Annotated in this window: 12 protein-coding genes; 4 read left to right on the top strand and 8 right to left on the bottom strand. The window is 45.8% G+C overall.

Annotation, left to right across the window (positions count from 1 at the left end; genetic code table 11):
* The first annotated feature begins 63 nt into the window (after positions 1-63).
* Positions 64-285 (top strand): DeoR family transcriptional regulator, encoded by a 222-nt coding sequence (locus tag MOC09_RS09830; RefSeq protein ID WP_003152337.1) that lies wholly within the window; start codon positions 64-66, stop codon positions 283-285.
* A 121-nt stretch (positions 286-406) separates the two neighbouring features.
* On the opposite strand, the gene MOC09_RS09825 is transcribed toward MOC09_RS09830, so the two are convergent.
* Entirely contained in the window at positions 407-1126 is a 720-nt protein-coding gene (locus MOC09_RS09825) for a pseudouridine synthase (protein ID WP_268361191.1), read from the bottom strand.
* Positions 1127-1194: 68 nt separating this feature from the next.
* On the bottom strand, positions 1195-2829 hold the full coding sequence (gene murJ, locus MOC09_RS09820; protein ID WP_268370389.1) for a lipid II flippase MurJ: 1635 nt from the start codon (positions 2827-2829) through the stop codon (positions 1195-1197).
* A gap of 205 nt (positions 2830-3034) precedes the next feature.
* Between murJ and MOC09_RS09815 the strand changes: the two genes are divergently transcribed.
* Together MOC09_RS09815 and opuD are read left to right on the top strand one after the other, a co-directional pair.
* On the top strand, positions 3035-4297 hold the full coding sequence (locus MOC09_RS09815) for an NAD(P)/FAD-dependent oxidoreductase (protein WP_268370551.1): 1263 nt from the start codon (positions 3035-3037) through the stop codon (positions 4295-4297).
* 189 nt (positions 4298-4486) lie between these two features.
* Positions 4487-6025, top strand: coding sequence for a glycine betaine transporter OpuD (gene opuD / locus MOC09_RS09810; protein ID WP_268361195.1), 1539 nt, complete (start codon positions 4487-4489; stop codon positions 6023-6025).
* A 37-nt stretch (positions 6026-6062) separates the two neighbouring features.
* Here opuD and MOC09_RS09805 read toward each other — a convergent pair whose 3' ends face one another.
* From MOC09_RS09805 to rmgP, 6 genes are all read right to left on the bottom strand, one after another.
* Positions 6063-6245, bottom strand: a complete 183-nt coding sequence (locus tag MOC09_RS09805) for a sporulation protein Cse60 (protein ID WP_003223398.1) — start codon at positions 6243-6245, stop codon at positions 6063-6065.
* Positions 6246-6312: 67 nt separating this feature from the next.
* Positions 6313-6972 carry a YesL family protein gene (locus MOC09_RS09800; RefSeq protein ID WP_268361197.1) on the bottom strand — a complete coding sequence of 220 codons (660 nt, stop codon included), beginning with the start codon at positions 6970-6972 and terminating at the stop codon, positions 6313-6315.
* 21 nt (positions 6973-6993) lie between these two features.
* Positions 6994-8280: a Gfo/Idh/MocA family oxidoreductase gene (locus MOC09_RS09795; RefSeq protein ID WP_268370388.1), complete on the bottom strand. Its 1287-nt coding sequence runs from the start codon at positions 8278-8280 to the stop codon at positions 6994-6996.
* A gap of 11 nt (positions 8281-8291) precedes the next feature.
* On the bottom strand, positions 8292-8795 hold the full coding sequence (locus MOC09_RS09790) for a lipoprotein YteS (RefSeq protein WP_268367254.1): 504 nt from the start codon (positions 8793-8795) through the stop codon (positions 8292-8294).
* On the bottom strand, positions 8792-9913 hold the full coding sequence (gene rmgQ, locus MOC09_RS09785; RefSeq protein WP_268359511.1) for an unsaturated rhamnogalacturonyl hydrolase: 1122 nt from the start codon (positions 9911-9913) through the stop codon (positions 8792-8794). Before rmgQ ends, MOC09_RS09790 begins: the two co-directional genes overlap by 4 nt.
* Before the next feature lie 7 nt (positions 9914-9920).
* Positions 9921-10886: a polygalacturonan/rhamnogalacturonan ABC transporter permease gene (gene rmgP, locus MOC09_RS09780; protein ID WP_268359466.1), complete on the bottom strand. Its 966-nt coding sequence runs from the start codon at positions 10884-10886 to the stop codon at positions 9921-9923.
* A 215-nt stretch (positions 10887-11101) separates the two neighbouring features.
* Here rmgP and MOC09_RS09775 point away from each other — a divergent pair, with 215 nt between their 5' ends.
* On the top strand, positions 11102-13417 hold the full coding sequence (locus MOC09_RS09775; protein WP_268370386.1) for a helix-turn-helix domain-containing protein: 2316 nt from the start codon (positions 11102-11104) through the stop codon (positions 13415-13417).
* The last annotated feature ends 30 nt before the right edge of the window (positions 13418-13447 follow it).

Here is a 13447-nt window from a genome sequence, read left to right as displayed (position 1 = left end):
CAGTTGATAGTCGTGAGTTGTGGTTAGTCAAGTCCATCCGATCTTATGATAGGGAGTGGTTTTTTGAAACCTTCAACAAACCGTATGCTAACTCGAATCAAATCAGTTTACATGTTTATCCAAGAAAAAGGTCTTGTGACAACACAGGAACTGGTTGACGAATTCGGCATTACACCTAGAACAATTCAAAGAGACTTAAATGTGTTGGCATACAATGATCTTGTTCATAGTCCAAGCCGTGGCAAGTGGGAGACAACGAGAAAGAAAGTAAAGATTACCTCATAAACATTGAAAAATTACATAGGGCCGCCTGAGAGCGGCCTGATAGATACAGGGCGAAGAATCTTCTGAGCCTTGTTTTTGTGTGCTTATAAAGAAGACCCCGCATTTAGAATGCGGGGTTTTTTCATGCTTGCGGTTCATTCAGCAATTGCAGCTCTTCTTTTGTAAGCTCGCGGTATTCTCCAGGCGCCAGAGCGGGATCCAGGGAAACGCGTCCCATCGATAGCCTCTTCAGATAAATCACTTCATTGCCGACAGCCTTTGCCATCTGCTTGACCTGATGGTATTTTCCTTCTGTAATCGTCAGGTATATCACGGTGTTGCCGTTGTCGTTTGTCTTGATTTCCGCTTTTGCCGGTTTTGTTTTGTAGCCGCCTTCTATATAGACACCTGCTTCCAAAGCGGTGATATCTTCCGGCGACACTTGAGATTTCAAATGGACTTCATACGTTTTCGGAACATGCTTTTTAGGCGATAGGAGACGATGTGCAAGCTGGCCGTCATTTGTGAGCAGCAAAAAGCCCTCTGTATCTTTATCAAGCCTGCCGGCGGGAAACGGCTCAAATCTCATTTCTTCCGGCGTCAGCAGATCAACCACTGTTTGCTGCCGGCTGTCCTCAGTCGCCGACAGCACTCCCTGCGGCTTATTCATCATAAGATAAATAAACTCGCGGTAATCAACCGGTTCCCCGTATACGGTCACCTCCTGCGTATCAGGATCAACGTGAGCCTTTACATCTTTGGCCGGTTTGCCATCGACCATGACGGCCCCCGCCTTCACAACGGCTTTGACTTCTTTTCTGGAACCATACCCGCTGTTGGCAAGCAGCTTATCAAGTCTCATTCCTCATCTCTCCTTTATAAAAGAAAGCCCGCAGCATGCGAGCCCTTTGGTTCATCATATTTTGTTCATCAGCCGGCATGGCTGCCTTTCTTTAAGAAACCCGGCAAACGGCGGCCTAATATTTTCTGCAAAAATCCTAATCGGTAGGCGCAATACAAGTAGACAGCTCCGCCAACAGCAGCCGCAATCACCACAACGATCGCAGCTTGCACCTGGCCGTCCTGGTAGGAAATAAAGAAGCTTAATACCCACTGCACGATTTTTACGGCTATTCCCATTACCGCTGATAATAGCAACATTAAGACTGTCCGTTTGACTAATACATTATACGAATAGCCGGCATGGCGCTTGATCATGATAAACCCGTATAAAAGCGAAGCGATATATCCAAGCGCCGTCGCTAAAATCGCGCCGTCAGCCTGCATCAGCTTGATCAGCGGAACATTCAGCACGAGCTTGATCACGACGCCGATGACAAGGCTGACAACCGCAAATTTCTGTTTATTAATGCCCTGCAGAATGGCTGCGTTGACCGTAAATAAAGAGAACAGAATCGCAACCGGGGAATACCAAAACAGAATGTTTGCCCCCAGTTCAGGAAGAAGACTTTCTGATCCGTAAAAGAATGTATACGTCGGCCCTGCCAATACAGAGATCCCGACAACAGCTGGAATAATTAAAAACAGGATCGTCTGCATGGTTTGATTGATCTGCTGATTCAGCAGCTTATAGTTTCCGCTAGTAAACGATTCAGTAATCGTTGGAATTAATGTCAATCCGAAAGCTGTTGCAAGGGAAACCGGGATCATCACAAGCTTCTGCACATACAGGGTAAGAATCGCCATCATGTCCTGGCTGATGGCCTGATGGCCGGCTTCGATCATCGCTTTGTTAAACGTATTTGTATCAATATAGTTATACAAAGGGATGGCCAGTCCGACAAAAACGTACGGAGCGGCATAGCTGAACAGCTCGAGAAACATTTTCTTGTAGCTTAAGTTTGCTGTCGGCCCCGTATTCGGCATCATCGCCAAAAGGCTGCCCTTCCGTTTGTTCCAATAAATATACAGCACGATCAGGCCTCCGAAGGCGCCGATCAGCGCTGCGAAGGTCGCATAACCGACAGCGATGACAAGGCCGCCGTTGAAAACCTTCAAAATCAAGAATGTCGCACTCAATAAAAAGATGATGCGGACAATCTGTTCAACGACTTGGGAAACGGCTGTCGGCCCCATCATTTGGTGCCCTTGAAAGAATCCGCGGACAAGGCTCATAATCGGCACGACCAACAGCGCTAAGCTGACCATGCGGATGACATAAACGACATGGTCAATCGTCAGCCCGTTATTATCCTTGCCTCCCAGCGATATTTCCGCAAACAGCGGAGCTGATAAATACAGAATGAAGAAGGCAATCATTCCTGTGACAAGCATAATCGACATGCCCGCCTTGAGCATTTTTCGGCTTGTTTCGTAATCCCCTTTGGAATTATATTTAGAAACAAATTTAGAAACAGCGGCCGGAAAGCCCATCGTAGCAATATTCAAAAATAAAGTATATTGGTTGTATCCGTATTGAAATAATGCACCGCCTGTCGCCCCGACCATAATGCTGAAAGGAATTAAATAGACCATTCCAAGAATCCGTGATATATATGTACCGAGCGTTAACACAAACGTGCCTCTTAACAGTTTGCTTGACATGTTTCTTCATCACCATTTTCTACGAAGATTCAACTTTTCTATTTTACCACAACTGGGCATTTAGACGGTAATAAATACAAAAGCAATCTTGTGAACGATTCAGGTTCACGGCAAAAGACGTTTAAGGAAAGGCTTACTTTCGCTATAATAGTACTGCGGACGGGGTGTTCGCATACGAAACGGAAAAAGAAAGTTGATGATAAAGATGAAACAGTATGACGTAATCGTAATCGGCGGAGGCCCTTCTGGCTTGATGGCAGCAATTGCAGCAGGAGAACAGGGTGCTGATGTTTTGCTGATAGATAAAGGGAATAAACTAGGCCGGAAACTCGCAATTTCCGGGGGCGGCCGCTGCAATGTGACGAACCGCCTTCCTGTGGAAGAAATAATTAAGCACATCCCAGGCAACGGGCGTTTTTTATACAGTGCGTTTTCTGAATTTAATAATGAAGACATTATCAAGTTCTTTGAAAATCTCGGCATCCAATTGAAGGAAGAGGATCACGGCCGGATGTTTCCGGTGACAGACAAAGCCCAAAGTGTCGTTGACGCGCTGTTAAACAGGCTGAAACAGCTCCGCGTAACCATCAGAACGAACGAGAAAATTAAATCTGTCATATATGAAGATGGACAGACAGCAGGGATTGTGACGAATAACGGCGAAATGATCCATAGCCAGGCAGTCATTATCGCTGTCGGCGGTAAAAGTGTGCCCCATACCGGAAGCACGGGAGACGGGTATGAATGGGCTGAAGCCGCAGGCCATACCATAACAGAGCTGTTTCCGACAGAGGTTCCCGTCACATCTGCCGAACCGTTTATTAAGCAAAAAACACTTCAGGGCTTATCATTAAGAGATGTCGCTGTCAGTGTGTTAAATAAAAAAGGAAAACCGATTATCACACATAAAATGGACATGCTGTTTACCCATTTCGGCCTCTCAGGACCCGCTATTCTCAGATGCAGCCAATTTGTTGTGAAAGAGCTGAAAAAACAGCCCCAAGTGCCGATCAAAATTGATTTGTACCCGGATATCAATGAAGAAACACTATTTCAAAAGATGTATAAAGAATTGAAAGAAGCACCGAAAAAAGCCATTAAAAACGTGCTGAAGCCTTGGATGCAGGAGCGCTACCTCCTATTCTTGCTTGAAAAAAACGGCATCTCTCCGAACGTATCGTTTTCTGAGCTGCCGAAAGACCCTTTCAGACAATTTGTAAAGGACTGCAAGCAGTTTACTGTTCTCGCAAATGGCACACTGTCTCTTGATAAGGCCTTTGTCACGGGAGGCGGGGTATCTGTAAAAGAAATTGACCCGAAAAAGATGGCTTCTAAAAAAATGGAGGGGCTGTATTTTTGCGGTGAAATTCTGGATATCCACGGCTACACAGGCGGATACAATATTACCTCTGCCCTTGTCACAGGCAGACTTGCGGGGCTTAATGCCGGACAATATGCCCGTTCTTAACCATTTCTTTTGAACACTTGCAAACAAAGGCCGAATATTTGAACATTCTCCGCATTCATGTTAGGGTGAGACTTGTTTTGTTTCACCTGATTGCGGGGTAATTTAAAGAGAGGATTGATCTGCCAGCGTACGACCATACTAAGCCTGCGAGCAAGATATAGGCGTACTCAAAAAATTAGAGGGTGAGAAATGTTGAAACATATATCTAGTGTATTTTGGATTGTGATTGTCGTCACAGCTGCAGCTGTATTGTGGGGCGTTATTTCTCCTGACAGTCTGCAAAACGTGTCTCAATCGGCACAAGCATTCATTACCAATTCGTTTGGTTGGTATTATCTTTTAGTTGTTTCTTTGTTTGTCGGGTTCTGTCTCTTTTTAATTTTCAGCCCGATCGGAAAAATAAAACTCGGAAAGCCCGATGAAAAACCGGAATTCGGGTTATTATCATGGTTTGCCATGCTGTTCAGCGCAGGCATGGGAATCGGCTTAGTATTCTATGGTGCGGCTGAACCGATCAGCCATTACGCAATTAGCTCTCCATCAGGTGAAACAGAAACCCCCCAAGCCTTTAGAGATGCACTCCGCTATACGTTTTTCCACTGGGGTCTGCACGCTTGGGCCATCTATGCCGTTGTGGCATTATGTATTGCCTATTTCCAATTCCGCAAAGGCGCGCCCGGATTAATTAGCAGCACGCTGTCACCGATTCTCGGCGATAAAGTAAACGGCCCGATCGGCAAATTGATTGACTGTATTGCTGTTTTTGCCACTGTTGTCGGAGTGTCGACAAGTCTTGGCCTCGGCGCAACCCAAATCAACGGCGGTTTGAATTACCTGTTTGGAATACCGAATTCGTTTATCGTCCAATTGATTTTAATCATTATTGTAACAGTGCTCTTTTTGCTTTCTGCATGGAGCGGTCTCGGAAAAGGCATTAAGTATCTGAGCAACATCAACATGGGCTTAGCCGGACTGTTAATGCTGTTTATGCTCGTTGTCGGGCCTACTGTGCTGATTATGAACTCTTTTACAGATTCTATCGGACAATATATTCAAAACATCGTTCAAATGAGCTTCAGGCTGACACCGAACGATCCTGAAAAACGCGAATGGATTAACGGTTGGACGATTTTCTATTGGGCATGGTGGATTTCCTGGTCTCCATTTGTCGGCATTTTCATTGCCCGCGTGTCAAGAGGCCGGACGATCCGCGAATTTTTAATAGGCGTCTTGGTGACACCTTGTATTTTGGCATTTCTATGGTTCTCTATTTTCGGCGTATCAGCCATGGACCTTCAGCAAAAAGGCACGTTCAATGTGGCCAAGCTGTCAACTGAAACGATGCTGTTCGGAACACTTGACAACTATCCGCTGACAATGGTGACATCGATCCTTGCATTGGTTCTGATCGCTGTATTCTTTATCACGTCTGCTGATTCCGCGACATTCGTGCTGGGCATGCAGACGTCGTACGGTTCATTAAATCCGGCAAACTCTGTGAAACTCAGCTGGGGTATCATTCAGTCCTCCATGGCGGCTGTGCTTCTATATTCCGGCGGGCTTGCCGCTTTGCAGAACACAGCGATTCTGGCAGCGCTGCCGTTTTCTATTGTTATCCTGCTGATGATCGCCTCTCTCTATCAATCGCTTTCAAAAGAACGAAGAGAGATCAAAAAAGCGGAGAAAATTGACAAGCCGAGAAGTCCAAGAGTAAAAAAGGCTTATTAACAAAAAAAGATCTTTCCGCGCCCGCGGGAAGATCTTTTTATTTACGATATAAAATAAGGGCGGAAAAACAGTAAAGCTGCTCGCCGTCCGGGTCGCACGCCGCCGAAACCGTATATTTGATATCAATCAGCTGCTCCTCTGATATCCCTTTTAAAAATGAATTGATTTCTGTCTGTAGGTCTTTTTCATGCTCTTCATCAAATACTGCCACCTTCAGCATCTTATCCGCTCTCCTTTCTCTATCACTCTATTCTGTTTGGAACAGCATTATGATAGAGAAATCATGATCACCTCGTCCGCGGATAAAAAGCTTGGTGTTTCTCCTGCGGCTCACCATCTTGCTGCTCTACTTTCAGCAGCACAGCATACACAATTCGCATATGACAGTAGCTGATCAGGCTGACGCTGAAAAAAGGGACAATGCCGGGAAGGTACGCAAGCAGGAAAAAGAGAGCGACAGTCAGGGCAAGCATGACGAGCGTATATTGCAAATACGCCACACTAAGCAAAAGCGAAAACTTCACATACAGACGTTTTTTCCAGTCAAAATGGACAAGCAGCGGAAACACATAAAAAAGCATAGATACGAACAAAAATCCAAATATCATAATGGCAAAACGCAGGACATGCAGAAGGAAATGGCTCGGATACATAAAGGCCAAATCGATATAAATGATCATTCCGATGATTGCCAATACAGCACCGAGCAGATTTGAACGGAAAAACTCAGCCTTGTACTCCCGCCAAAACGTTTTTAGCACAGGAACGTTCTCCTGCCCCTGAACCCATTTCCGCATGACAGCGAATAAAGCTGCGGTCGCGGGCATGATACCGAACACCCCGAGGCCGATCACCGCAAAAAACAGCCAAAGCAAGTTCGTATATGCCAATCTCATGATCCACTCGCAAAAACGCAGCACCCGACCCATTGAACCATCATGCTCCACGGCGGCCCCTCCTTTTCCGCTTTATATATTTTGCATCTGAATAAGCCTCTTCACATCGACCGGCTTCTTTTCGGCAACCGAGCGCCATATCCCCTCACCGACTGCGATAGAGTAGGCGCCTGCTTCAGCCCCTGCTAAAATGTCATACTGGCGCAGCGGATCTTTCCCTAAAAAAAGATCTTCAAGCAATAGTGGATCGCCACCGCCATGTCCGCCCTCGTTTTTAACCACTTGTATCGTCTGCTTTGATTCAAAAAGCGGATAGTATTCAATCGTCTGCTCGGGAAAAGCAAACGGAATTCTGGAAGGCTCGTGAAATTCATTTGATTCAATACGCCCTTTTGTGCCGTTGATCGTCAGCCGGTAGCCTTCATACGGGGCGGAAAATAGGATGGAGTAGCTTAAAAGCGCGCCGCCGTCGTATTTGACGGCCGCCACGTACGTATCTTCAATGTCAATCTCCTCATCAAAAATACACGCGTCCGGCCTGTATGCTGTATATAAGCTGGATTGGTCTCCCGCTTGGAGATGATCATCCTTAACAGAAGCTTTGGAGGAACGGGGATGCCATCTTGAATAGTAATGACATTTTTCTTTAACCCGGCACGTCCCGCAAAAACGCCCGTCTTCATCAGGCAGCGGGTTCCACTCACTGTCGGGCCCGTAGTAATTCAACGCGCCATAAGCAAATACCTCAGACGGATTTTGCCCTAGCCACCAATTGACAAGATCGAAGTGATGCGTTGATTTATGGACAGAGAGGCCTCCGGAAAATTGCCTCGACCGGTTCCAGCGTTTAAAATAGCTGGCGCCATGATACGTATCAATATACCAGTTTAAATCAACAGAGGTTACCCTGCCTATTTTTCCCTCAAGAATCATTTCTTTAATTTTTCGGTGAAACGGGCTGTAGCGATAGTTAAACGCAACGGTGACCCTCCCTTTGCTTTTCGCCTCAGCCTCAAGCACCCGATTTGCATCCTGCACCGTCGTCACCATTGGTTTTTCTGTAATCACATCGGTATCCCACTGAAGGCTTCTTACGATATATGTGACATGCGTGTCATCCCTGCCTGTCACAATGACGATATCAGGCTTTGAAACGCGCATCATCTCATCGAAAGCGACTTCGCTGTATTCTGGGACGTGGGCAAGCTCCGGAAACCTTTTCTTGCAAACGGCAAAACGTTTTGGATCGGCATCCAGCAATCCCGTAATCTCATAATGTGATGAAAACCGCTCCATCAGCGGTTTGATAAACATACTGAGAGCTCTGCTGCTCAATCCGCAAATTGCGATGTTCTTCAATGTCCTCACCTCTATCGGACTTCAGTTAGTTGAGAAATCAGCTGCAGCGCTTCCTCTGTTTTTTTAGCATACACAGGAATAAACGCTGCCATATTGCGATTCAATCGAAAGGAATAGCCGTTCAGCTGCTTTTCCCCTTTTCTGATCTGAACGGCATAGACCGTTTTTTCCCCTGTTTTTTGATCAACAGCTGTATAAGGAGATGTTTTTTTCACCGCCCATTCGTCTAACGGCTGAAAATTTTCCGGATCATCGTACGCTTGAAACATGTCTTCAGGCACGATGAAGACATCCCCCTCTTGAGCGGTGATCTCGGTCAGCAGTTTTTCCGGAAAAACAGGAAAGATATCCACCTTCCCGGCCTCCTGCCCGACTGCCTTTTTTATTTTTTCTTGTACGCCTGCCTGCATATCAGAAAAGAGGATGACATGCATTCCGTCCGGCCTGCTTGAGCATGATGCCAAAAAGAGCACTGAGGCGATCACACACAAAGCCGTACGTATACTTGTTTTCATTTCCCCGTTGACCTAAAAAGAGGCTCCAGCTCTGTCATGGCCAAAATAAACGCGCCGGCCCCGTGCAGGTCGTTTGTGCTTCTTTCCCGGCTGACATAATAGTCATAAAAACCGGCTGATGTTCCGACACAAATATCTTTGACGAGAAACGCACCGTTGTCTGTCGTTTCAGTTTTATGCTGAATCAAACCTTGATACGCATTGAACAGGGTTGGTTCGTATGCTCTGTCTAGATATCCTTTATTGATTCCTTTCGCGATTGCGTACATGTACAGGCAGGATCCTGAGCTTTCCAGCCAGTTATCGGGCCTGTCGCCCTTATCAACGATCTGGTACCATAACCCCGTCTCCTTGTCTTGATAGCGGCAGATGCTTTCAATCATGTCCTGCAAGGTTTTTTTCCAAACGTGACGGTTTGGGTGCTTTTTCGGCAGCTCTTCAATCATGTCAGCGAGAGACATGACGTACCAGCCGATAGAACGCGCCCAAAACTCTGGTGAACAGCCTGTTTCTTCATTGGCCCAAGGCATTTGTTTCGCTTCATCCCAGGCGTGATAATAGAGTCCGGTTTTTGTATCCTTCGTATGCTTTCTCATCAGTGACTCCTGCAGCACGACCTGATCAAACAGCTCCGGCTCCTGCTTCAGATTGGCGTATTTCAGTGCGAACGGCCCGCCCATGTATAAGCCGTCAAGCCACATTTGATAAGGATAGCCGTCCTTGTGCCAAAAGCCATCCTCAGACGTCCGGTTCAGTGTCCCATACAAGCCGCGCAGCCTTTTTGCCGCTTTGACATACCGCTCATCCTTCGTCTCCTCATATAATGGAAAAAGAATAAGACCTGCTTGAATGGCGTCCAGCTCGTCTCTTCTGAATAATAGATTGCCATAATCGTCGATTAAAAGGTCTGCATAGGCCTTCGCATACTCAAAGTACCGCTGCTGTCCAGTTGCTTCCCACAGCCGCAATACACCGCATAAGAAAACACCCTGATGGTAGTGCCAGCGGTTTGCAGGCGGCAGTTCCTCCACTGTATACGTGTTCATAATGGTTTTTGCCAATGCCTCTGCGTACGTAAGAGGCGATTTTACAGCGATTGATTGATCCATTGATCCCATCCCTTTCTTAATAAATTCCTTCCTCGCCAAATTTCTTCGCCAAACGATTCGCAAGCATAACCAAAATCAGCCCGACCGCCGCTTTAAACACGCCGACCGCTGTACTGTAGCTGAACTGGCCTTGTTTCAGCCCCGCAGTGTAAACATACGTATCAAAAATTTCCGCCACTTCCCTGTTTGTCGCGTTTAGCAGCAAATACACATGCTCGAAGCCAAGCTCCAGCGTGTCCCCGATTTTTAAAATCAGCAAAACGACGATGACACTTTTAATAGCAGGCAATGTAATATGCCACATTTGCCGCAGCCGTCCCGCTCCGTCCATCTTCGCCGCTTCATACAGCTGAGGATCCACCGCAGTGATGGCCGCAAGATAAATGATCGTCGACCAGCCCGCTTCCCTCCAAATGACCTGCAGAATATAAAGAGGCCGGAACCATTCTTCATTCAGCAGAAAATTGATTTTTTCGCCGCCAAAAAACACAATCAGTTCATTAATCAAGCCCCCGTCTACTGTCAAAAGCACAAACGAAAGCGATACAACAATGACCCATGACATAAAGTGCGGGATATAAATCAGCGTCTGAACAAATTTTTTAAAGAGCGCCCTCCGCACTTCGTTTAATAGAAGCGCCAGCAAAATCGGCACCGGGAAAAATATCACCAGGTTCAAAGCAAATAACACGAGCGTGTTTTTTAACAGGAGAAAAAACGTAGGCTCTGTAAACAGCCTGATAAAATGCTTCAGTCCAACCCATTCACTGCCCAAAATACCGAGAAACGGCTGATAATCCTGAAACGCAATCACAATTCCCCACATCGGGACATATTTAAAAAGCAAAAAATAAATACACCCCGGCAAAATCATGAAGTACAAATACTTCTGCTGGATCAGCTGTCTTAGTAAGCGCTTTCTTTTCTCTTTTTTAAAAATGACCGCATCAACAGCCGGTGCTTGCGCTTCTGCTGTTTTCACCTTTTCCAAGCCTCCTATCACGGGTTCTTGCCTTCACTGTAGCGCAGCACGCAAACGTCCGTCTACAATCATATGATCACATCCTGCCTTATTCCTCTATAACCATGGGTTCAGCCGGTCCACCTGAAAAAAAGACACCAATATTAGAAAATGATTATTGACAATATCTATCAATCTTTGGATTAATTGTATTAAGGTGAAGTGGATGTTATGAAATGGGGGGTTTTATGAAAAGAAGCCAATACAAGTTTTATTACAAACTGATCACGTTTTTCTGTCTGCTCAGCACCATTCCGGTCATTCTGGTCGGATTGTTTTCGTACGAGCACTCTCAGAAAACGGCTATCTCCAACGTTTCGGAGGAAAAGCTCGACACACTCCGGCAGACTCAGCAAAGCATCGAGCACATATTAAAAACCGTCGATCACTCTTTAACCCACTATGTGAGTTCGCCGCCTCTCCTTCGCACACTGTCCGAGCCTTTGCACTCTAACCAATTTCAAATCTATAACCAAGTGAACCAAGAGCTCAACTATCTGCAAAGCTTTGATACCGACCTGTCCAACATGACGCTTGTGAGTTATATGAAAAAATGGTACATGAACAATTCCGGCTTGTACCGTTTGAATACAGACTCTCTTCATGAAGCAGCCGCAGCCTACACGGACCACAAAGCGAGCCGCTCGTATTGGACGCTTGAGGAAAACAATCATTTGATTTCGACAAAAGAAGGCACAGCAGAAAACTGCCGCTACAATATCAATTTGATTAAACAGCTGCCTCTCAACAGCACAAATACGAAGGGTTTGGCCGCCGCAAGCATTCCGAGCTGTTCGCTGGTCAAAAATATGCCTGACTATTCGAATGCCAACAACCTGTTTATCATTGATGAAAAAGGGCGCATCATCCTGCATAACAACATGTCTGATATCGGTGAAACTCTTCAAAGAGACGACTTTGTCCAAAAAATGCTGGCGCAGACAGCCAAAAGCGGACAGTTTGAAACAGTCATTGACCGGGTTCAATATAAAGTCACCTATCAAAAATCAGACTATAACACATGGACTTATTTCTCTCTCGTTTCCTTGCCTGAATTAAAGAAAGAAGCTAAATCAATCGGCTGGATCACCTTTACGGTATGTTTTATTTTGTTAACGCTTTCATTATTATTCTCTTGGCTTGGCTCCCGCCATTTTTATAAACCGATCCGGCTGCTTTACGAATCATTCGCACGGCATGGCGCCATTCCAGAGAAACAGCCGCCACAAAATGAATTTGAGTTAATTGAACACAGCTTTAAGCAGCTGAAGGACAGAAATGACGACCTTGAAGAGACAATGAAACAGCAGGCCACTCATCTGCAGCAATATTTTATGGTCAGGCTCATGCTTGGAAAACTGACCAATGAGGAGGTCAATAACCGTTTCGAAAGCCTCGGTTTAAAGCAAAATTGGCGGCATCTCGCCCTGCTTGTGCTGCAAATTGATACGCTCAATCATACGCCATATGAGAAAAAAGATATGGATCTGCTGTTGTTTGCAGTCAACAGCCTGATTGAGAGAAACATTCCGGCAGACAAGCATCTTGCGCCCGCCGTCGTGGACAAACAGCAGGCAACCATTTTGATCAACCAGAACGGGACAAAGGAAGAATTCATCGCTGAGCTGAATGAGACTGCAAAAATGATTCAGGAAAAAGCGGAAGCCGAGCTGCAGCTGTCTGTCAGCATCGGCATCAGCCAGCCATTTGATGCGCTGGCAAAAGCGAAAACAGCCTATGCGGAAGGCTCAGAAGCGTTGAAATACCGGCTTAAAGCGGAAAACAAATCGATTATCTTTTACGAAGATCTTGATCAGAAAAAAACCTTCAAAACCCATTTTCCAAAGCAGCTTCAGCATGAGCTGTTCGATGCTGTCAAAGCAGGGGACAAGGAGAAAGCAGACAAATGCCTGCACGCCATTTTGCAAGCCATTTTCACCCAAAACACCAACCCGTACCAATTTCAAATCGCCATCGCCCGCTTTTTGAACCATGTGATTGAACTCATGCATGTGCTCGGGATCGAATTATTTGAGCTTGAAGAAAACAAAATGCTGTATGACCAAATATTTGAGCTGAAAACATTCGAGGATACCGAAAACTGGCTCAAGAATGAGTTTATTGATCCGATGACAGACAAAGTGAACGCCCGCGCGGACGCCCAGTACAAAAATATTTCCGACAACATCATTCATATCATCCATCACGAGTTTGAATCCGATTTGACACTGGATGAAATCGCCCGCAGGCTGCATTACAACCCAAACTATTTAAGCAGCATCTTCAAAAAAGAAATGGGCATTTCATTCAGCGAGTATGTCTCCGGCTACCGCCACCATATGGCGAAAAGCTGGCTTGCCGAAACCGACATGGCGGTCAAAGACATTGCCGAAAAACTGAAATACAAAAACTCGCAAAACTTTATCAGGTCTTTTAAAAAGCTGGAGGGGATTACACCGGGAAACTACCGCCAGCAAAAAAGAAACATGTAAAAAACCCAAAACCGCTTGCGCGTTTTGGGT

The organism is Bacillus sp. N12A5 (assembly GCF_026790125.1).
In the GTDB taxonomy this organism is placed as follows: domain Bacteria; phylum Bacillota; class Bacilli; order Bacillales; family Bacillaceae; genus Bacillus.
This window is presented reverse-complemented; position numbering and strand designations above follow the sequence as displayed.